The sequence below is a fragment of the Paenibacillus sp. J31R109 genome (genome assembly GCF_059692055.1).
The window spans coordinates 331,694-352,343 of sequence record NZ_JCAUAR010000006.1 but is presented as its reverse complement, the minus strand read 5'-3'; the positions used below and the strand labels follow the sequence as shown (position 1 = coordinate 352,343).

Sequence of the window (20,650 nt, the reverse complement as noted above, 5' to 3'; positions counted from 1 at the left end):
TTCGACATTTCTCTTCCTTTTATGATAGAATGTGACATATTGGAGGGATTTTACATGGATATTAGACGAATATTAGGTCTTCCTGATGTCTTGGATGTTAAGAAAGTCGTATGCGTCCAACCTCACCCTGATGATAACGAAGTTGGGGCAGCAGGTACGCTATACGAACTTGCACAGCGTGGTTGTGAAATCGTTTACATTACGGTAACCGATGGTAGAGGAAGCGGTTCAACTGGCGAAGTGGAGCCTGAAGCGATTGCTGCGGTTCGACGCGCAGAGCGGTTGGCTGCCGGTGATATTTTAGGCGTGTCCAAGCAGATTGCACTTGAATTTCCGGACATGGGGAACTACACCGAAGAGGAATTGCTGGCAAAGCTCATTCCAATTATCCGCGAAGAGAAGCCAGACTTATTGATGACGGTAGATCCATGGATGCCCTATGAAGCACATCCGGACCATATCAAAACAGGTAAAGCGGTCGCATCGGCAATGCTCTTTTCGTCCAATGAGATTCTTTTCCCTGGATCTAAGCCGCATGACGTGCCGCAAATCGCATTCTATGCGACCTCGCATCCAAATACGTTTATTGACGTTACGGCACATTGGGAAACGAAGATCGCTTCAATTTTGGCCCATAAGAGTCAATTTGACAACATTAATTGGCCCTTGGTTAAGGGGTATTTTGACTATCAAGGACTACAACTGTTTGGTAAGTTGAAACAAAACCCAGAAGCGAAGGGCTATGCAGAAGCATTTAAAGTACTGACATCGCACCAGCTGCATTTCTTCCCATCGGCACTGTATAGTTAAGCAGGTTCAAATTATGGAGGAGGCAAGTCCAATGGTATCTCTATCTAAAAAACTCGCTTACAGCTCGAATCAAATTGGACTTAGCGTCTTGTGGCAAGCGTTCAGCGCCATTGCTGTTTTCTATTATGTTACGGTGTTGAACGTATCGGGTACATCGATTTCGATCGGGATGATCATCTATGGTTTCCTGAATGCCCTGTTTAATTTGGTTGCGGGATATGTGAGCGACCGGACCAAAACGCGCTTCGGCAGGCGAATTCCGTACATTCTGTTTGGAAGTTTGCCGTTTGGTGTGCTTTTCTTCTTTCTTTTCAACCCGCCTGCGGGCAGCACGACGATGCTGTTGATTTATTTTTTCACACTAACGTTTTTCTTTGATTTAATCTATTCATTCATTGGGCTTAATACCGGTGCCTTATTTCCGGAAATGTATCAGACGAAGAAGGATCGCTATCAAGTGTCGGCTTTCCAACAAATGTTCAGCATCTTCGGTATGATTATCGGTATCGCGCTTGCGAAATCGTTAGGGCTCTCCTTAGGTTGGGGGCTGATGGCAGGGATTTTTTCAATTATCGCGGTCGTTTCCTTGTATGTGTCCCTGTATGGCTCGTTCGAGAATCCAGCAGCAAGTAAGTCAGAACCCCTTCATTTTAAGGAAGCAACCGTTCAGACGTTTAAAAATAAGCTGTTCAATTCCTACGTCGTAGCGAATTTATTGATTCAATTGACGACAACGATGTTCGTTTCGTTAACAGCTTTTTACACGAAATATGTCGTGGTATTAAACGGGACGCAGAACTCCCTATTCCTTGGTGCCGTGTTTATCGTGGCGATTCCGATGTCGTTCATTTGGGCGAAAAGCGGTGTGCGCTTATCGACGGTTCGTGTCGCTATGATATCGTCGGTGTTGTACGCGATCATTTCACTTGGTTTCCTTTTTGCCGATTCATCACTCATGGTTATTATCATAGGAGCCCTACTAGGTATTCCGGTTTCTGGTTTCATGTTGTCCTTGCATGTACTGCTTTCTGATGTTGTCGATTTTGATGCTCAGCAAACGGGTCGTCGTCGTGAGGGGATGTATTATGGCGTGAATGGCTTTATTATTCGTATTGGGATGTCTATTCAATATGGGATTATGGGTATTTTCTTCGCGACAAGCGGGTATGATGCCGATAAAGAAGTCCAGGTTACTAGCGCTATTTATGGATTCCGCTTCCTTATCGGGGGCTTACCGATCTTAATTTTGCTCATCGCATACATATGTCTAAAAAAATACCAATCCTCCGAGAAGAAGCTTAGAGGCGCGAACAGCTAGGAGGGAACCAGAAAGTTCCTGGTACGTCAGTTGGACCCTGCTTTGTTTGAATCGTCAGCAAGACGAAAAAGCAGTGATCACACCTTGTGTGTCACTGCTTTTTTATTTCCCGTAAATCCAAATAATGTGTGGACTTCCCCACAGTGGTGCAGATACTGAAGCCAAGATTTCGATAAAACGCATCGGCAACAGGGTTATCTGTATATAACACTAATGCACGATAATGTCGTTGAGCCTCTTGAATAATAGCGGTCATCAAAGCTTTTCCTACGCGATATCTACGGTAAGGCTCCAAGACATAGAGTCTCCGAACGCGCCCAATCTCCTCACCATTTTCCAGCTTCATCCTATTGAGGCCGCACACACCTACCATCTTCCCATCAACCATAGCGGATAAAAGGATTTCACCTGATGCGCGAAATTGATTTTGACCAGATTGATATTCGCTTACAAGCTTTTGGATATGGCGATGACCTTCTGCGGCACTCTTTTCTTCTAAGTAAAGTATTCCTTCATCAAAGTCCTTCAGCACTACGATTGAAATATCCAACGCTTCATCTCCCAGACGCATTGCGAATATCCGTAATTTCCATAATCGATTTCGGGTATCCGTTTCTCGCGACAGAGATCATGGCTCGTCCAATCTGCTCGGAGTCAATGACTGTATTCGGGAACCATTTTTGTAAAAGAGGGAATATCGGGCTCAAGATGACAATAAAGGTTTGATAGAGCTTTGTTTTGGATTTGACGCCATTCTTCGGCAGAATAGCACCAGGTCGGAACATAAAGGCTGACTTAAAAGGCAGCTTAAGGAGCGCATTTTCTGTTTTTCCTTTGACACGTGCCCACATGCTGCTGCCTTGCTCGGTACTGTCGGTACTCGCACCTGTGACATAGACAAAAGTCATCTTGGGCTGGATGTTAGCTAACGTAGTGGCAATGTTCATGGTTAACTCATACGTGATCGCATGGTATTTCTCCTCGCTCATGCCCACAGACGAGACGCCCAGACAGAAGAAGCAAGCATCGATACTAGACAGCTCATCGGTCAAAGAGGTTAATTCGGTGATATCTTTCAGAACATGTTCACGGAATTTAGGTTGAGACTGGCCTGTAGAGCTTCGGCCGATTGATAATACATGGTTAACCTGAGGATCCAGCAGGCATTCCCGAAGGACGCTTTGTCCCACCATCCCGGTAGCTCCAAAAATAAGTACATTCATGGATAGGGTACCACCTTTCGCACATGGATTATGTGAGCAGAACAGCTAAGACGCATAGAACAACGTTAATCACCATCAGACCAAGTTGTATAGGCGGCTTTTTGACTGAAATGATGAAGTTATGTAGGGCAGGACTTGCAAGGTAGGACTCGATATAAGATTTACCAGATATTTGGAAAATACCCGCAAACGTCAATGAATTCGCCCGCATGATGAGCCAGAGTCCTGGGTTCATGGTAAGGCAGACAAGCAGCAGAGGAGTTGCTAGCACAGCGATATGATAGAATCCAATTGCCTGTTTAAAAGTGTAAATGACGAAATTCCAGTTCCATATCGTGTAAGCGATGGCCCAATAAATCATGGCATCATTAATCGTGATATAGTAGCTGCCAAGCCATGAACCCGTGATCACAAAGGACGTAGCGATTAAAATAAGGCCAGAAATAACGTTATAGTAGCTTTTGCTTTTGAAATCGGTCAGTGTGGCTTCAAGGATGTTAATGCGCAATAGCCAAACAATGAGAGGAACAAGCCAATCGCTAGGGAAATAGCCTAGAAATGTTAGCAGGACAAGGATTCTTCCGATAAGAAGTGTTGCGAGCTTCAACTTCTCGAAAAACTCAGCTCGCAAGAAAATCAAGATACCAATGGGGATAATCACATTGATGATGCCGTTTGCAATGAGCGGTGAAAAAGCGGTGAGCGTGGTACCTAGGGAAATTATCGCCAGAATGAGTAGAAATCCGATCCATTGTGGTATCTTTAGAAGCTTTTCAGTCATATGAATTCCTCATTTTTCCTTGGTATGATGCTAGTATCATACTAATTTTAAGGCGCTTCGTATAGGCTCTATTTCATAAAAGGCGCTCGTCATAGGCGGTGCAGTTTACGGTAGGTTGAGGGCGTTACATGCATGCGCTTCTTGAATACGCGGCTTAAATAAAATTCGTTCTCAAAGCCGCATTGTCCAGCAATTTGCGCTAAAGTCATATCGCCGTCCAGCAACATATGTTGGACAAGTTGAATACGAAGAGACGTTAAATAGTCGATTGGCAGCATGCCAGTTGATTTTTTAAATCTGCGGGTAAATTGCACCTGTGTCAATCCGAGTTCATATGCAATATCCTTCATGATACAGGTGGATGTTGCTTGTTCGTGCAGGCGCTGAGCAGCGGTTTGAATAAGCTCATCTTTACTGTTCACACTAGCGGAAGCCCAAGGTGAAGCAGACTCGGGACTTGCTGAGTATGCTTCTTCGATAACTTGCATCCAGAGGTCGGTGAGAATATGTTGACGCAGTGAAGAGGCAATCGTGCCTTCATGTTGGAACCATTTTTTTAAGTAAGCATAGTTGGATGAGAGTCGATGGAGGTCATGAATCGAGATTTTCCCAGATGGGATTGTATCCTCGGTGGACAGCGGAGATCCAGCATCATCTACCCACTGCAGCAGCATAACGTGAAACGATAAGGGCTGAACGACTTGTCTGCGGAAAATAACCCCCGGTGGGCACAAAACAAGATCTCCGAAACCAGCTGTTCCTGCGTGTTCTTGGATTTGGTAAGTGAAGCTGCCCGTTTCAACAGCAAAAAGTACCCAAAATTCATTGGCATCCTCGTGAAGCTGAAAGGTCAATTTCTCCCTCCAGTACATGTGACTGAGAAGTCTAGGTTGTACGCGTGGTGCTGCTTGTGGTTGCATCACCTTGTCCATCCTCTCGTATATAAATGACATTGAGATTACTCCTTTTATCATAGTGGATTTGTTTTTCTGAAGGAAGCGTTGGATTGAAATTTTGTATAAGTTGTTGATAAAAGCGTGCATGGTTTAAGGCGTTATCAATCCTTTAAAATAAGGGTAATCACAGATGATTTGGAGGTTATCCTATGAGAGATGAAAAGGTAAAAAAAGATATCACCGTCATCGGTGGTGGGCTTTCAGGGGTGTGTGCAGCAATAGCCGCTGCGAGATTGGGTCAGACTGTGGCACTAATTCAAAATCGGCCTGTACTCGGGGGGAATTCGTCTAGTGAGGTGCGCGTATGGGTTTGCGGTGCAACCGCGCATGGCATCAATCGTTATGCACGAGAAACGGGCATTATGGGGGAACTTTTTGTTGAAAATCAGTATCAAAACCCAGATGGGAATCCCTATCTCTGGGATCTAATTGTGCTAGAAGCCGTGCGTGCGGAGGCGAACATACAGCTTTTTCTAAATACAGATGTGCATGAGGTAGAAGCGGATGGGGATGAGAGCAACCGAATCATTCGTTCAGTTACGGGTTGGATGATGGGCTCGGAGCGGCGCATTCATTTTGAGAGTGAAGTCTTCCTAGATTGCACGGGGGATGGCCTTATCGGATTCTTGGCGGGGGCTAAATTTCGTATTGGGCGGGAAGCACGCGAAGAGTTTCAGGAGGAGTGGGCACCTGAGATCGCAGATGACATTACACTCGGGAGTACGATTTTATTTTATACCAAGGATGTAGGTCATCCCGTTAAATACCATCCGCCGAGCTTTGCTAAGGACATCACCACGACCTCGATTCCGATCAAGCGTGTCATTCGAAGCGGTGATTCAGGCTGTCATTATTGGTGGATTGAGTGGGGCGGCGAGCTGGATACGGTTCATGAGAACGAGCGTATTCGGGATGAATTGTGGTCAGTTATTTATGGGATTTGGGATTATATCAAAAATTCAGGTCAATTTGACTCGGCGAATATGACATTAGAGTGGGTGGGGGCTTTACCTGGCAAAAGAGAATACCGCCGATTCATTGGTGACTATATGTTGAATCAGAATGATATTCTAGCTCAGACGAAGTTTGAGGACACCATTGCCTTTGGAGGATGGTCGATTGATTTGCACCCGCCGCAGGGCATGTACTCGACGGAGAGTGGATCCAAGCATTTGCATGCGGACGGTATCTATCATATTCCGTTTCGCAGCTTGTACTCCGTGAACGTGTCCAACATGTTGATGGCTGGGCGAAATATAAGCGCATCTCATGTGGCCTTCGGTACGACACGCGTCATGGCGACCTGCGCTGTAATTGGGGAGGCAGCTGGAACTGGTGCGGCACTGTGCGTTCAGAAGCAAGTAACCCCGCGTGAGTTGGTCCAAAAGCATGGTAAGGAGCTGCAGCAGGTGCTGCTCAGGCAGGATGCTTCCCTGATTGGGATACGCAATGAGGATGAGCAGGATCTTGCACGGCTTGCTCGCGTCGAGGCGTCGACTACACGAACGCAGTTAAGTGTATCTCGTGCTGTGGAGCCTCGGAGACTGGTAGACGATGTAGCGGTGTTATTCCCCGTGGAACCGCAGCTGAAGGGCTTGGAGCTGCTTGTAGATGTGAGCGAAGCAACGATCATTCAAGTGGAGTTGTGGGACACAGGCAGAGCGGAGAACTATGTGCCGAAGCGGATGATCATGCAGACAGAGACTGCCGTACAAGCTGGGGAAGGGCAGTGGATCAGCTTTCCGCTGAGTTGGCAGCCTGAAAAGCCCCAGAACGCTTTCGTCATCGTGAAGGCGAATGAACATGTTGTGGTGTACCATTCCGATCAACAGCACACAGGAGCAATTGCTTTTGTACGCGGCACGAAACCGATTGTTGATCCGAAGTTAGAGAATCATCAACCTGATCAGCCTGTTGTTCTGTGGAGCATGAAGAATGGTGTGGATCGGAAGCCAATCTGCTTCCGTCTCACTTCGGAAACGAGAGCATTCTCAGCGGAAAAGGTGACGAATGGTTATTTGCGTCCATACGGTGCTCCCCATCAATGGATGTCAGAGCCGATGACGCCAGCAAAAGAGGAGTGGCTGGAGTTGAGCTGGGACGAACCTCACATTCTGCGGTATCTACAAGTAACTTTTAATGATAACGTGCATGAGGATTTAATTAATCTTCACGCATTCAGGACGAGTGAGGAAGTCAGACCTGAGTTGGTGAAGGACTACCGCTTGGAAGTTTGGGTCGATAGCCATTGGGAGGTACTGCAGCGTGTAACGAACAATCGGAAACGTACAAGGAGCTTGCAGTTGGAGACAGCCCTTACTACCGATCGGTTGCGGCTTGTCATAGAGGCAACAAATGGCTGCCCGTGTGCTGAAGTAGTTGAAGTACGGGTATATGGGTAGGGAATCATTCGGATAATGAATGTGATTAGTCATTTGAGGTTAGAGCAGATTTGCTCTTCCGCTTTACAAGATGCATAAGAATCACAATAGTCATAGGAAGTAGATACCCGATGGTTCCCCACAAGGGATGTATAAAGGATACTAAGTTGCCCCAGAAAGCTTCGCCTTTCACAGGGGTAATAAAAGATAACAAACAGCAAACCATGGTTAAAGGTAAAATGAGTAAGCGACTATTTTGCAAATTAAACAAGTGGGTAAAGGTCAAATTTAAGGCGAAAATCACGATTGTGGCTTTCATATAGGAAGCCACAATTAGTGAAATACCGATGAGCGACTCAATACGCTGAAATAACTCATAAAATTCAATGGTGCGAGCTAACTGAAACATCGCATATTTACGTTCACCTGCGATAGGTCCGTATGTCATTATTGTGCAAAGTGTGACAGTAATCAAGCTTAAAGCGTTGATGAAAAGAGCTAGAAATAAACCACGTTTCAGTGGTTTATTTTGGTTTGTGGAGACAAAAGGAAGGATCATGCTGAAAAGAAAGATTTCAACATACGGAAACCCATAGGAAAAATAACTTCCTAACAAAATAGGCTTAAAGCCAAAAGGCGTGATAGGTAACAAGTAAGATGGATGATAATTGAAGCTGGCCAAGGCTAATATGAGAATGACATAAACCATGACCATACCTGTAAGTAGAACAAACATGCGCGCCATGACGTCAATTCCCATTCTTACAGTCACATAAATCAGTATAAATATGAGCGAATTAAACACATAAATAGGTGTCTCTCGCATTAATGATGTGGTCATGAATAAGCCAATATCAATAACAATGCCCGTGGCCATATGGAACTGAAAGGAAATGAAGGGGATCGCGAGTAGGACTGTTATCCATGTACCAACCGTTTTCTTACTATATTCGATAAAGGTTAAGTCCGGATATTTTTTGTGCATATACAAAATACAGCCAAGAAAACTAAGGCTTAACAGGTAAGTAAGGAAAAGCGATATCCAGGCTCCATTATTAGCAAAGCTAATTAAGGGTTGAGGAATGTTGATGATCGAAGAGCCTGTTAAATAGATGAAAAACAAGACGGACATTTGGCCTGGACTAATTTCTACTCCATTTCTCATGGTAGTGCCCCCTCCTTTCCTAAGTTCCTTAATCCTATTGTTATTGAGGGGTGACATGTAAGAACTCAACGATCAGACGGGCAGCTGCGCCAAGCAAGAAATCAGCTGCATCATAGAGGGTGGGCCATCGTAATTCAAAAACGAAAATACTGCTAAGATAGATAGAGACCAAAACGAAAAAGGCATACACAAGTTTGGCGCGGTGATTCTCTTTTTTTAAATGGACCATATCGAATAGCAATAAAGGCACACAAGTGAAAAATAGGAATACTAGCTTTAGCATCATAGATAATCTAGTCCTCTCGTTGACAACTACAGTTACTTATTTAGCTAGAGGCTTACCGCCGCTCATTCCTGAGTTAGCAACTGTTACATCAACTTGGATGTTAAATTGAACGTCTGCAAATCGATCTCCCCAATCCTCTTTCCAGGCTAGCCATAGACGAGGGTTTTTGGCATAAATCATGTTGCCAATGCCTAGGGCATCCAGTTTTTTGGATTGCAGATGATGAATCAATGTTAGTATTTCATTCTTGATTTGATTACTTAAACGAGTTTTGTAAGCAAGTTCTTCTTCGGCTGTGTTTATCGTAGAACAACTTAACTCCCCAGCCGCACCGACCAACTTTGCCTTGATATTCACGGTCACTGCATCATTCTTAAGCGAGGTGGTGACCTTCGTACCTCCATGGAAAATCTCGAATGTTTCCTGCAGCGCGTTGTCGCTGTCCCCCCCATGCCCCTCACAAGGCGTTACGATAATACCGCCTTTAAATTGATGCTTAAGCAAAAGGAAAGCCTTTAATTCATTTGGCGGAATGATCTCAACCATTTTATGATTATTGATGACAACGACTCCGGCAATATTGGGAACACTTCCACGGTTTTTATTCAAATATAAGTAAGGAATCTCCGCAATACCGGTTTCACTTTTAATTTGAATCATGACTTGCAGGATATTCTGATGCATGGATTTAGAAGCAAATCGCGAGGAGCCTTCATCCATAGAACGCAATTGTTGTCCCAGCGTATATTCTATAAACGGCTCTAAATTTAAATACTCACCAGCATTCCCTTTCGTAACTAAGAGTAAATTGGTAGGCCTGGGTTCGTGATCTCGTCTGAAAAAATCAAGAATAACGCCGATATCATGTGTCTTCAGTACCTCATCACTAACTAGAATGGCACGCATGTGATCCAATTTGGCTTTTCGTCCTAAATGGATGGTGACATCCCGAATAGCATCAAAAACATTTTCGCCTTCTGTTTTAATCGTGAACGAGGATTTCGTACTCGTTCCCTTTGTCAGTGCACTGCTGCCACTTGGCTTGTAGAAAAGCGTGGTTAATTTGATGTTGCCTTTGTCGGATAGATCCACAGAAACCGCTTGTACAAAGGCATATTCGACCAATTCGGCTTTGTTCCAACAGCCTGTTAAAGCAAATAATAACAGTCCAGATAATGTCGTCACCATTAACCATCTCATGGTGTAATTCCTTCTTTCTCTGTCATGCCGTTACTTTTTGTGACTGTTCGGCCGATGTCGGTTTCGCGGTGAGCGGAGGAGGATTTTTAATGGAGCTCGTATGAATCCATCCTTCAATTGATGTATTTTCAGAGGAGCCCACGGCGTTAGATAGGGCTGTCCTAAAGATCGTAGGCTAACTAGATGTAGAAATATAAACAGAAACCCAATCATGAAACCGAATCCTCCTAAACTTGCAGCAAGGATCATTAGGGGGAAGCGCAAGATACGTAGCGAAATAGCCATATTGTAATTGGGTAACGAAAAGGAAGCGATACCCGTCAGTGCTACGATGATGACCATGATGGGCGAAGCGATTTTGGCTTCAATGGCTGCTTGACCAATGACAAGAGCTCCAACGATACTCACGGCTGAACCCACGGGTTTAGGGAGTCGGATACCGGCTTCCCGCATGATTTCAAAGAAAAATTCCATCAACAAAGCTTCGATGAATGCAGGAAAGGGAATACCTTCACGAGTATCCAGAATGGCTAACAGCAACACAGTGGGAATGAGCTCAGAGTGAAAAGTAGAGATAGCGATATAGAGACTCGGTAATGTAAGAGCCATAATAAATGCAAATAGTCGAAGCAATCGAATGAGTGAGGAATACAAGGATCGAATGTAGTAATCTTCACTTGATTGAAAAAACTCGATAAAGAGACCGGGGCAGATCATAATGGACGGAGAACCACAGGTAAGAACAATGATTTTCCCATCAAGAAGTGCAGCAACAGCCGTATCTGTACGTTCGGTATGCCGATATTGTGGAAACGGGGAATACGTAGAATCCTCAATTAATTCTTCGATATAGGCGACTTCCAAAATTTCTTCTTGAATGGCTTTATCAAATCGCTTTTTAAACTCAGTTAATGTTTGTGGATTCACGGCCCCGGCTAAATAACCGATGGCAATCTCGGTCCGCGTCTCTCCGCTAGCAATGAACTTTTCAATCTTGAAGTTAGCGCTTTTCAGACGGTTCCGCAGCAACCCCAAATTGATTCTCAGACTCTCCACAGTAGCTTCTTGAGGTCCTCTAACGACAGGTTCATTCATCGGTTCACTAATTTGTCTTGATTCTAAAGTAAGCGCATTATAGCTCAGTGCCTTGTTCCAGTGATCCAAAAAAATCACAACTTGACCATGCAGGATATTGTGTTCTACAATTGGCAATTGGTCAATAATCGTCACATTCCGAGAAGAGACACCATGATGCTCAACGAATGAGATTAATTTGTTAAGATCAATGGTCGTTGCTCCCATGCCTGCTTCTTGAAAAACGAGATCATGGAGCACGTCTTTTAGAAAAATCAATTCTTTATCGTTTATAAGTGAGTCGCAATAAACAGCAAGTGCTCTGTATTGCAACCCTTCGCCAAAAAATCTAGGTAGATAGCAAATATCGGAACAATTGGCGAGTTGTTGCTCTATCCATTTTCTATTCTCCTCTAAGGTTAGGGACAGAGGAGATTCCACCGAAGAGGGAGGAACGCAAGTAGTTGGCGCCGGAATAGGTGCTGATCTCCTACTCTTCCTGAACAACTTTTGTATATCCATACCAAATTTCCTTCTATAATTTGTTGGTTGCGCAGGTTTATTATTCCAATTTCCAGGGGAAATATGTGATCTTCATACCGAATAAATGAATTCATTTATGAGGGGAATTATTGATTCTAAAGTAATGAACGCTGAAATTGTCTCATATATCAATTAGGATGAGATACAATGTGTTACACCTTATGGAGAGGAGACGACCGAATGGATACTCCGAATAGGAATCAAGGTGTGTATGGAAATGTTCCACAGCCTATCCGACCAGATGGCGCTGGCGGGATTGATTCTGGGCCACGCAATGTTATGCGGGATATTCAGAATCCTAATATGTTAGTTCCGCCAATAACGGATGCTGGTTTGCTTCCGAACTTGAAGTTTTCTTTTTCCGATACGTCAATGAAATTGAATTTCGGAGGTTGGTCCCGAGAAGTTACTGTTCGTGAACTACCTATTGCGACGACAATGGCTGGTGTCAATATGAGTCTGACACCGGGTGGTGTTCGTGAATTACATTGGCACCAACAAGCAGAATGGTCCTACATGATATTAGGTTCAGCTCGGATCACGTCAATTGACCAAGAAGGCCGAAATTTTATTGCCGATGTGGGTCCAGGGGATCTTTGGTACTTCCCGCCGGGTCTCCCGCACTCGATACAGGGGCTAGAGCATTGTGAATTCTTGCTTGTTTTCGATGATGGTAACTTTTCTGATTTGAACACCATTTCCATCTCCGACTGGTTTTCACGAACACCGAAAGACGTGCTGTCCGCCAATTTTGGCGTTCCAATTAGTGCTTTTAACAACATTCCCAAAGAGCAAGTCTATATCTATCAAGATAAGGTTCCAGGTCCGATCGATAGTCAGAAGGTACAATCCCCTTATGGGACTATTCCTTTAAGTTTTAAACATCAACTGCTGGCACAACCCCCAATTAAAACGCCAGGCGGCAGTGTTAGAATCGTAGATTCTACGAATTTTCCGATATCCAAAAATATTGCAGCGGCGCTTGTTGAGATTGAACCTGGTGGAATGAGAGAGCTTCATTGGCATCCGAATAACGATGAATGGCAGTACTACCTGACTGGACAGGGACGTATGACCGTTTTTGCTGGGAATGGTAATGCGCGTACGTTCGATTATCGCGCTGGTGATGTTGGTTATGTACCCTTTGCTTTGGGCCATTATGTACAAAATACCGGTACGCAATCCCTATGGTTTTTGGAAATGTTCAAGAGTGATCGGTTTGAAGATGTGTCGTTAAATCAATGGATGGCGCTTACGCCACGCGATCTGGTTAGTACGAATTTGAACGTCGGTCCAGAGGTATTAAATGCGCTGCGTAAGGAAAAGTGGCCAGTGGTCAAATATCCGGGATTTTCCTATTACCCGAAATAACAAAGAAGAAGGCTATCCGAGTAGAATTTCTACTTGAGATAGCCTTTTTTATGTTAGTTCACCACAACCTCAACCTCATCCAAGCTTGCCGTTTGCTTATAAGTTCGGAAGCCAATCTTCCCACTAACCTTTGAGTCCCGAGCTTGTAATTCCCTCTACGAACCATTTTTGACAAACAGCTACGACGATGAGCAGAGGAACAAGCCCAGAAACAGAAGCAGCCATGGTGAGCACATAATTCGTACCAAACTCTTCAACATAACTCGTTAAGCCAAGTGGTATGGTGTATAAACTTTTTTCGCGCAGCATAATAAGCGGGTTCTCATATTCATTCCAGTGCCAAGTAAAGGAGAGGATTAAGAGTGTAACTAGTGCAGGTTTGGTTAAGGGTAAACAAATTTGCCAAAATGTCCGCCAGTAACTGGCGCCATCAACGCGCGCAGACTCTAACAGTTCACCTGGGAGGGTGGTGAAAAACTGACGCATTAAGAACGTGCCGAAGACCCAAAATAAACCTGGTAAAATAATGGATGCATGTGTATTAATCAATTGCAACTGATCGAACAAGATGAAGCGAGGGACAAGTAAAACCTGACCCGGAATCATCATCGTAGATAAATAAAGTAGAAACAGGAAGTTGCGGCCTTTGAAGCGTATTTTGGCAAATGCGTAGCCAGCCATGGAACTCGTTAATAAATTACCTACAACCGTAATGCCAGTGATCTTGATCGAATTCCAATAGAATAAATAGAAGGGATCTGCGCCTGCCCAGACTTTCTTATAATTCTCAAAATGCCATGTATTCGGAATCCAATCAATTGGATATTTGAAGACGTCGCCATTTATTTTGAAGGAAGTCGATATCATCCATAGGAAAGGCAGAATCATCACGATGGAGATCGCACCTAGGATCAGAGTAACGAAAATCTTAAGCCAGAAGCTGCCCTTTCTCATGTTCGCAATGGCCACTTGTCGTGTAGATGGCGTAGATACAATAGTTGTTTCCATAGGGGAAATCTCCTTTCCAATTAGAAGTGCTGCTGCCAACGTTTCTGGGTTTGCCATTGAATAATGGTGACGAGGAAGATGATGGCGAATAGCACCCAAGAGACAGTAGCCGCATAGCCCATTTTGTAGAATCGGAATGCGAGTAAGTAGATGTGATAGGATAACACCATCGTTGAATCAATAGGACCGCCCTGTGTCATAATGTTGACGGGTCCAAAGATTTGGAAGGAGCCGATAATGAGTGTAATGGCGACGAGAAAGGTGGTTGGTGTGAGCATCGGAATGGTGATCTGGAAAAACTGACGGACTTTCGAAGCGCCATCAATATCGGAAGCCTCGTATAAATCCTTGGAAATGCCTTGCAATCCCGCTAAGTAAATGACCATAGCATAACCAATCGTTACCCACACCTGCATGATGATAATGGCAAAAAGGGCAGAATTCGGGCTCGACAACCAGCCAGGGGGATGATCAATTCCAATGGATTTCAGCACTTGGTTGATGGGACCATTGGAAGCACGGTACATAATGCTCCAAATGACGGATACCGCAACGAGCGAGCTGACATAGGGCAGGAAGATCAATGTTCGTAATGTTTGCTTGAAGAACACATACTTGTTCAGAACGACAGCAAATAGGAGTCCTATGAGGATGGAAGCGGGAACGCTGACCAGAGTAAAGATCAAGTTGTTTTTCAGCGCTTTCACGAATTTCGGATCACTGCCTAGCGCTTTGAAATTATCTAAGCCAACCCATTCAATTCCTGCGAACCCTTTGAGATATTCCCAATCGACAAAGACGAGATAGAGACTGAATAGAATGGGCAGCAAGACGAAGATGAGATAGCCAGAGAAGTTAGGCAAAATAAAGAGATAGCCTGCAAGGTTTTCCCTGAATTTGGCGTTATGCCAGATTTTCTTCATAGTAGGACACCCTTTCGAAATCATGTGTTAACGTAACTGTACCAAGCACAAGCGTGAAATCACATAGCGTGAACGTGATCTTTTCTGTAGTTTGATTGAAAAAACCTCCGACAAGAAGCAGTCGGAGATTTTGGTGAAACGCATATGAAATGATCTTTATTTTTTGGCACCCTTAATCGTTGTATCTCCACGCGTTTTCATCGTTTCCAAAGCCTTGTCAAGCGGTTGAGCACCAAGCAAATATTTCTCCATCTCATCTTTAAAGATGGCTCTTAGTTCAGTAGGAACAGGAACATTGTAGGACGTTGGGAATGTATAGTTGCCAGCTAGGAGTGCTTTCAAGGATGCTTCATCAATGAGATCCTTCGCATCACCAATGAGGATAGAGGCGATTTTTGCTGGGTCTGCCTTTTTGCTAGTTGGGATACGTCCACCTGGCACCATAGCCATATTACCTTCTTGTAAATACCAGGAGATGAATTTGAAAGCTGTTTCTTTATTTTTACTGTTTTTATTAATCGTCATGTAGTCGCCCATGCCGCCACCTGGATTAATATTGCTGCCTGCCGTAAATTGCGGGTAAGGAGCAAAGGCAACTTTGAAATCATGCGGGAAGCTCTTGATGTCCTTGATATAGCGGATGATATAAATTTGAGAAGCCATCATAGCAGCTTTGCCAGTTAGAAGTTCATTTTGTACGGTGATTTTACCAGCTACAGCTTCGGAATATTTCATCATGACGCCCTTGTCTTCCAAGCTCTTCTGCATTTCCAAGCCTTTCTTCATGGCTGGGCTGTTGAAGTTGGATGTGCCATCTGCAGCGATCACCCAGTCTTGTGGTTTCGCTGTTTGGAGAACGGTATCACCGAACCAGCCAAGAGCTGGATCTAACATCGTCCCCTTCATTTCCCCTTTGTTAAGTTTGGTGGCCATAGCACTGAAATCATCCCATGTCCAGGCAGTTGGGAGTTTCTCGCCGGCAGCATCTAAAGCTTTCATATTGAAAAGTACAGCGCCCAAGTTCTTATTCGCAGGAAGATAATAATATTTACCGTCAGCGAATTTCTTAATGTTCGCCGCTCCGATAATACCCTCAACATCGAAGCCGGCTTTGGCGATTAGATCATCCAAAGGCTCTGCCATGCCAGCAGCTTGGCGTTTGGTCATATAGGCATCACCGTAGTTCATGTAAATATCAGGTGCATCTGTATTGGAGAGTAGGGCGGTTTCGAGTTTCAGGTTACCGGGATCATCATTCACATACCGTGTATATTCGACCTTAATGGTAGGATTCGCTTTATTCCATGCGTCAACCGCATCTTGAGGGCCGCTTTCTGGTGGAACCCCTCCCCAGAATTTAAGGGTAACTGGCTTCTGTGCTTCTGGTGTAGGTGTAGCCGCTGCTGTTGTGGCAGCAGGTGCAACGGATGCAGCTGCGGAAGGTGATGGTTCAGGTGCTTTGGAGCAACCGGTTACGAGAACGCTTACAGCAAGAGCGAGTGAAGCTCCCATGCCAAGTACTTTTTTCAATTTGTTCATCCCCTTTTCTTTTGGTAGTTAAATCGTAATGCAATTTTTCCCAAAAAGACACGGAGTATTCTTTACGAAGTAAGCATTATTCTACGATGTTCGATGCCCGAATAGGAGCTTTCGAAATTCGGTCGGGTACATGCCTTCCATTTGCTTGAAACTGCGGCTGAAATGATTGGGGTCGGCATAACCGATGAGTTCCGAAATTTCGAATATTTTGTAATCAGGATTCTTGAGCAGCTCGCGGGCATTTTTCATCCGAACATTTGTCATATAGTCTGTGATCGTTTTACCCGTTTCTTTCTTGAACAAGATACTCAAATAATTTTCGGTATAGCCGACAGTGCTCGCTAAATCAGCGACTTTGAGCGGTAAATTATACTTCTCCATAATTTGACGGATGACCATTTGAATCTCAGGACGAAGCTTCTCTTTCCCATGCTCACGCTTGTAAGCGAAGAAGATGGGCAGCCATCCGATGAACCAGTTAGACAAATGCTGCAAGGTTTCGGCATTCCGAATCACATGGTACGGATACTGTTGTTCGTGCAGCGTGACGGAGTAGATGTCGCCTCCATCGGTTTTCAAACAGCGCGCGAAAATATGAAGCAGACGAAGCCATTGCTCACGCAGTATGGAGGGGGGGATATTTTTATTGCGACAAAGTTCCTCTGTCCAGGCTGCTATCTTTTCTCTTAAGCTGACTTCGTCACCTTCCTCGATACGTTTCATCCATTCTTCTTCCTGCCATGGCTCAGATAGGACGGGATTCGTTACTTGTAAGTGATCATAGTATACGATGCACGAGCCCCCATAATAGAATCGGTAGCTTAAAGCATAATCTGCTTTGTCATAGGCGTGATGGAGAGCGAATGTGTCCTCGTAGGAAGGGGATACGCCAAAGGCCAATGAAATTTTCAGAAAAGATTGTACCGCGCTCTGCATTTCGACGAGCATATTCGGATTAATTTGACCCGATATCACGCAGAACTTACCCGAGGCAATTTCAACTAATTCCCCGTTCCCATACTTTTTGAGAATTTCATTGAGGACGTTTTTCACGGTATAGGTGAGAAGGCGATCGCTTTGGAACCTGTTTTGCTGAGTTAATTCCTCGTAGGCTTCAATTTGAATGACGGCTGCGGACAAGCGGGGTGCGAATAACTCAAGCTGGAATTCTCGCCACACCTGTTCAATTTCCCCGCGTGACACATGAGAGAGGAGGAGCTCACGCAACCGTTTCTCTTTCACCTCGTTGCTATATTGATTCACCTTCTGTTCAAGCTGGGTTTTCGCATTCTGCCCTTGCTTTTCAATGAGAAGTTGATCTTGAATAGCACGCAGTTTCTCCATCAGCTCGGAGGGGTTGATTTCTAATTTCGTAACATATTCAATCGCACCTAGCCTAAGTGCTTGCTGTACATAGTTGAAGTCGTGATGATTGGATAAAATGAGACATTTTATCGCTGGCCAGCGCTCACGGATCTGTTTCAGTAATTCTAGTCCGTCCATCTCAGGCATACGGATATCCGTGAGGACTACGTCACAGGGCTGCGCTTCTAATAATTTCAGTGCTTCCACGCCATTAGCAGCTTCGCCGATGACGATAAACTCCTCGTTATCTCGCGGGATAATCGTTTTCAAACCAATGCGCACAAGGATTTCATCATCTACGATCAGAATTCTCAGCATCCGTATTCCTCCTTTTCAAAGGCAGCACCAGTTGCAGCCGGACGCCTTCACCCTCCACACTCGAAATTTGCATGCCGTATTGCACGCCAAAATGGAGCTTGATGCGTTCGTTAACATTGCGTATACCAATGCCGCTAAACTTCGCGTGAGGCTGATTCAGGGAAGATTCGACCTGCTCAATCAGCGCCGTACTCATCCCAACACCATTATCTTGCATCACAATATGAAGATTGCCACCAACTTCTTCAGCTTGAAGATCGATGAGAAGCGGGAAGCGATTACCATGAATAATACTGTTTTCAACAGCGGGTTGCAGCGTGAATTTCAAAACTTCACAGTCGAGCAGCGCGTCAGGGATGCGATAGGTAAATAGGATCTGATCATGATAGCGTATTTCTTGGAGGGAGAGGTAGACCTGCAAATAGTCGAGTTCTTCTTGTAACGTGACGAACTCTTGTTCATTCCGCATCGTGAAATTTAGCAGTTTTCCAAGCTTAGTAATCATTTCACTAATATGATCTGCCCCTGAGAGCAGTGCCATCCATTTGATGGAATTGAGTGTATTGAGTAGAAAGTGCGGATTAATTTGTGCTTGCAGCGCTTGAAACTGCGCTTTCTGCTTGCGTCGCTGTTCATCGTATAAATCGGAAATGAGGTCTTGCAGATGCATGACCATGCGATTGAAGTTATTGCCTAACATCGCAATCTCGTCTTCACCTTTTACAGTGACTAGCGTATTAAATTCCCCTTTACCTACCTTTGTCATCGACTTGGCTAGCTGTTTGAAAGGACTTGTTACACGAAGCATAAGTACGATGAAAGCTATAGCAAACAGGAGGAACCAAGCAACAACCCAGGTAATTGATTTGTCTTTGGCCCGGCTGAGCTGTGTAACGAAATCCTTCTGATTCATGAATTGAATAAGTTTCCATCCAAGTTGAGGGACGTAAGCATCATTTATGAAATAGACCTGGTCATTGATCTTCACTTCTTGAATGCCGTTTGCGTTGGTGCGTACGTTCTGAAGAGCCCCATTCGTTAATAAATCTGCTGCTGCATGATCGCCGAGTAAGCGTTTTTGGTTTTGATCGACAAGTACAGCGAAGATACCTGAATCTTGTTGTTTACGAATTTCATCATTCGGATAGAAAAATAAGGGGATCGGCACACTGATAAAAAAAACACCATAATTACTTGTGTATTCGCCATTTATTTGTCTTGTCATTACAATGAGATCTTGATTAATCGAAGAGGGAAGCGAGTAGGGAACCGTCCAATATGGAAACCCATTACGTTCCAAGGTTGGTTTGTACCAACTTTCCTTGTAAAACTCTTGCACACTCGATGGAGTTACTGCCGACCAAGTCGTTTGGGTATAGCCTCTATTGTCGTATATTCCGATTTGCGTTGTGCTGTCGAGCAGGAGATCTTTGACGTTGGATAGTTTTTTGAGCAGGCTTGTGAGCTTAATGAAGGACGTGTAATTCGTAGACCAATCCGCAGGTTCTTTTAGAAATTTTTCCGTCTCCGGATCATTAATAATGAGACTTGAAGCCGTAATCATACGAACGGCCATATCGTTCATGGCAGTGGCTTTCTGGGAAACAGCTGCTTGATTCGATTGGTTGAGCTGAATTTGCACAATATTTTCAGAGGATTTATAGAATCGGTAAAGGATGATAACAACCGGGATAATAATCAGAAAAAATAAGGAGATCAGGATCTTTCCGCGTAATGTCTTTAGTGGACTGCGCAGTATTTTCATCGAATCACCATTATTCTCATTTACTAGGAATAGGAATCTCTTCTATCATACAACGATGCCTCTTATCCTGCTAGAGAGAGTGGAGGGTAGCTTCAATTTTCAAAGAATATGCCGTAAAAAACAAAGAATATGCAGGATATTCGGAAGGTGAATGCCTGGCAGAAAAAAAGGCGGTGAGATTCGCTCTCACCACCTCTACGTTCATTATTGATTCCCTGCGTTCGGATCCATCCAGAACAATTCCCATTGATGTCCGTCTAGATCTTGGAAGCTATGTTGATACATGAAACCGTGATCGTTAGGATCACTGTATAGTGTCCCACCAGCGGCTACAGCCTTCTCGATGAGTTCGCTCACTTCTTCTCGACTAGAGAAGCTCAAAGCAACGAGTACTTCTGTCGTTTTCGTAGCGTCGGATATGGCTTTCTTCGTAAAAGTTTGGAAATATTTCTCGACCAAAAGCATGACATAGATGTGCTCGCTGATCACCATGCAAGTAGCATTTTCATCTGTAAATTGGGGGTTGAAAGTGAACCCAATAGAGGTGAAAAAAGCGACAGACTTGTCCAAATCTTTGACGGGGAGATTCACAAAAATTTTATCCGATTGCACGGCCACGATAGG

18 protein-coding genes are annotated in these 20,650 nt (G+C 44.3%); 4 read left to right on the top strand and 14 right to left on the bottom strand.

Translation table 11 applies throughout. The features are described from left to right. Window positions 1-54 precede the first annotated feature (54 nt). On the top strand, window positions 55-810 hold the full coding sequence (locus AC58QT_RS18470; RefSeq protein ID WP_310500792.1) for a PIG-L deacetylase family protein: 756 nt from the start codon (window positions 55-57) through the stop codon (window positions 808-810). 31 nt (window positions 811-841) lie between these two features. After that, window positions 842-2,128, top strand: a complete 1,287-nt coding sequence (locus AC58QT_RS18465) for an MFS transporter (protein WP_497410293.1) — start codon at window positions 842-844, stop codon at window positions 2,126-2,128. Between the two features lie 91 nt (window positions 2,129-2,219). Here AC58QT_RS18465 and AC58QT_RS18460 read toward each other — a convergent pair whose 3' ends face one another. From AC58QT_RS18460 to AC58QT_RS18445, 4 genes are all read right to left on the bottom strand, one after another. Continuing rightward, window positions 2,220-2,678, bottom strand: coding sequence for a GNAT family N-acetyltransferase (locus AC58QT_RS18460; protein WP_497410292.1), 459 nt, complete (start codon window positions 2,676-2,678; stop codon window positions 2,220-2,222). A gap of 4 nt (window positions 2,679-2,682) precedes the next feature. Then, window positions 2,683-3,351, bottom strand: coding sequence for an NAD-dependent epimerase/dehydratase family protein (locus AC58QT_RS18455; protein WP_497410291.1), 669 nt, complete (start codon window positions 3,349-3,351; stop codon window positions 2,683-2,685). A 28-nt stretch (window positions 3,352-3,379) separates the two neighbouring features. Next, window positions 3,380-4,132, bottom strand: coding sequence for a hypothetical protein (locus tag AC58QT_RS18450; protein WP_497410290.1), 753 nt, complete (start codon window positions 4,130-4,132; stop codon window positions 3,380-3,382). Window positions 4,133-4,221: 89 nt separating this feature from the next. Continuing rightward, complete coding sequence (locus tag AC58QT_RS18445) at window positions 4,222-5,085, bottom strand: helix-turn-helix domain-containing protein (RefSeq protein ID WP_497410289.1); 864 nt, start codon at window positions 5,083-5,085, stop codon at window positions 4,222-4,224. 152 nt (window positions 5,086-5,237) lie between these two features. Between AC58QT_RS18445 and AC58QT_RS18440 the strand changes: the two genes are divergently transcribed. After that, window positions 5,238-7,490: an FAD-dependent oxidoreductase gene (locus AC58QT_RS18440; protein ID WP_497410288.1), complete on the top strand. Its 2,253-nt coding sequence runs from the start codon at window positions 5,238-5,240 to the stop codon at window positions 7,488-7,490. Window positions 7,491-7,515: 25 nt separating this feature from the next. On the opposite strand, the gene AC58QT_RS18435 is transcribed toward AC58QT_RS18440, so the two are convergent. From AC58QT_RS18435 to AC58QT_RS18420, 4 genes are read right to left on the bottom strand one after another with little or no spacing between them, the layout of a single operon-like run. Then, window positions 7,516-8,634 carry a GerAB/ArcD/ProY family transporter gene (locus AC58QT_RS18435; RefSeq protein ID WP_497410287.1) on the bottom strand — a complete coding sequence of 373 codons (1,119 nt, stop codon included), beginning with the start codon at window positions 8,632-8,634 and terminating at the stop codon, window positions 7,516-7,518. Between the two features lie 40 nt (window positions 8,635-8,674). Further along, entirely contained in the window at window positions 8,675-8,920 is a 246-nt protein-coding gene (locus tag AC58QT_RS18430; protein ID WP_497410286.1) for a hypothetical protein, read from the bottom strand. Between the two features lie 36 nt (window positions 8,921-8,956). Continuing rightward, window positions 8,957-10,120, bottom strand: coding sequence for a Ger(x)C family spore germination protein (locus AC58QT_RS18425; RefSeq protein WP_497410285.1), 1,164 nt, complete (start codon window positions 10,118-10,120; stop codon window positions 8,957-8,959). A 30-nt stretch (window positions 10,121-10,150) separates the two neighbouring features. After that, window positions 10,151-11,716: a spore germination protein gene (locus AC58QT_RS18420; RefSeq protein WP_497410284.1), complete on the bottom strand. Its 1,566-nt coding sequence runs from the start codon at window positions 11,714-11,716 to the stop codon at window positions 10,151-10,153. 201 nt (window positions 11,717-11,917) lie between these two features. On the opposite strand from AC58QT_RS18420, the gene AC58QT_RS18415 reads away from it, so the two are divergent. After that, the gene (locus AC58QT_RS18415) at window positions 11,918-13,108 is read left to right on the top strand and encodes an oxalate decarboxylase family bicupin (protein WP_497410283.1); all 1,191 of its coding nucleotides are present in this window, start codon (window positions 11,918-11,920) and stop codon (window positions 13,106-13,108) included. 123 nt (window positions 13,109-13,231) lie between these two features. Here the strand turns inward: AC58QT_RS18415 and AC58QT_RS18410 are convergent, their stop codons facing one another. From AC58QT_RS18410 to AC58QT_RS18385, 6 genes are all read right to left on the bottom strand, one after another. Next, window positions 13,232-14,116, bottom strand: coding sequence for a carbohydrate ABC transporter permease (locus tag AC58QT_RS18410; protein WP_497410282.1), 885 nt, complete (start codon window positions 14,114-14,116; stop codon window positions 13,232-13,234). A 20-nt stretch (window positions 14,117-14,136) separates the two neighbouring features. Beyond that, window positions 14,137-15,039: a carbohydrate ABC transporter permease gene (locus AC58QT_RS18405; protein WP_497283266.1), complete on the bottom strand. Its 903-nt coding sequence runs from the start codon at window positions 15,037-15,039 to the stop codon at window positions 14,137-14,139. 156 nt (window positions 15,040-15,195) lie between these two features. After that, window positions 15,196-16,569, bottom strand: a complete 1,374-nt coding sequence (locus tag AC58QT_RS18400; protein WP_497410281.1) for an ABC transporter substrate-binding protein — start codon at window positions 16,567-16,569, stop codon at window positions 15,196-15,198. A gap of 90 nt (window positions 16,570-16,659) precedes the next feature. Further along, window positions 16,660-18,261: a response regulator gene (locus AC58QT_RS18395; RefSeq protein WP_497410280.1), complete on the bottom strand. Its 1,602-nt coding sequence runs from the start codon at window positions 18,259-18,261 to the stop codon at window positions 16,660-16,662. Beyond that, a complete protein-coding gene (locus tag AC58QT_RS18390) occupies window positions 18,236-20,026 on the bottom strand; it encodes a sensor histidine kinase (protein WP_497410279.1) in 1,791 nt (596 codons plus the stop codon). Before AC58QT_RS18390 ends, AC58QT_RS18395 begins: the two co-directional genes overlap by 26 nt. Window positions 20,027-20,230: 204 nt before the next feature. Then, window positions 20,231-20,644: a VOC family protein gene (locus tag AC58QT_RS18385; RefSeq protein WP_497410278.1), complete on the bottom strand. Its 414-nt coding sequence runs from the start codon at window positions 20,642-20,644 to the stop codon at window positions 20,231-20,233. Window positions 20,645-20,650 lie beyond the last annotated feature (6 nt).

Bases quoted from the DNA above. Each gene is read 5' to 3' on its own strand.
- AC58QT_RS18470 (WP_310500792.1), top strand. From the start codon at position 55: ATGGATATTAGACGAATATTAGGTCTTCCTGATGTCTTGGATGTTAAG.
- AC58QT_RS18465 (WP_497410293.1), top strand. From the start codon at position 842: ATGGTATCTCTATCTAAAAAACTCGCTTACAGCTCGAATCAAATTGGA.
- AC58QT_RS18455 (WP_497410291.1), bottom strand. From the start codon at position 3,351: ATGAATGTACTTATTTTTGGAGCTACCGGGATGGTGGGACAAAGCGTC.
- AC58QT_RS18450 (WP_497410290.1), bottom strand. From the start codon at position 4,132: ATGACTGAAAAGCTTCTAAAGATACCACAATGGATCGGATTTCTACTC.
- AC58QT_RS18445 (WP_497410289.1), bottom strand. From the start codon at position 5,085: ATGTCATTTATATACGAGAGGATGGACAAGGTGATGCAACCACAAGCA.
- AC58QT_RS18440 (WP_497410288.1), top strand. From the start codon at position 5,238: ATGAGAGATGAAAAGGTAAAAAAAGATATCACCGTCATCGGTGGTGGG.
- AC58QT_RS18435 (WP_497410287.1), bottom strand. From the start codon at position 8,634: ATGAGAAATGGAGTAGAAATTAGTCCAGGCCAAATGTCCGTCTTGTTT.
- AC58QT_RS18430 (WP_497410286.1), bottom strand. From the start codon at position 8,920: ATGATGCTAAAGCTAGTATTCCTATTTTTCACTTGTGTGCCTTTATTG.
- AC58QT_RS18425 (WP_497410285.1), bottom strand. From the start codon at position 10,120: ATGAGATGGTTAATGGTGACGACATTATCTGGACTGTTATTATTTGCT.
- AC58QT_RS18420 (WP_497410284.1), bottom strand. From the start codon at position 11,716: ATGGATATACAAAAGTTGTTCAGGAAGAGTAGGAGATCAGCACCTATT.
- AC58QT_RS18415 (WP_497410283.1), top strand. From the start codon at position 11,918: ATGGATACTCCGAATAGGAATCAAGGTGTGTATGGAAATGTTCCACAG.
- AC58QT_RS18410 (WP_497410282.1), bottom strand. From the start codon at position 14,116: ATGGAAACAACTATTGTATCTACGCCATCTACACGACAAGTGGCCATT.
- AC58QT_RS18405 (WP_497283266.1), bottom strand. From the start codon at position 15,039: ATGAAGAAAATCTGGCATAACGCCAAATTCAGGGAAAACCTTGCAGGC.
- AC58QT_RS18395 (WP_497410280.1), bottom strand. From the start codon at position 18,261: ATGCTGAGAATTCTGATCGTAGATGATGAAATCCTTGTGCGCATTGGT.
- AC58QT_RS18390 (WP_497410279.1), bottom strand. From the start codon at position 20,026: ATGAAAATACTGCGCAGTCCACTAAAGACATTACGCGGAAAGATCCTG.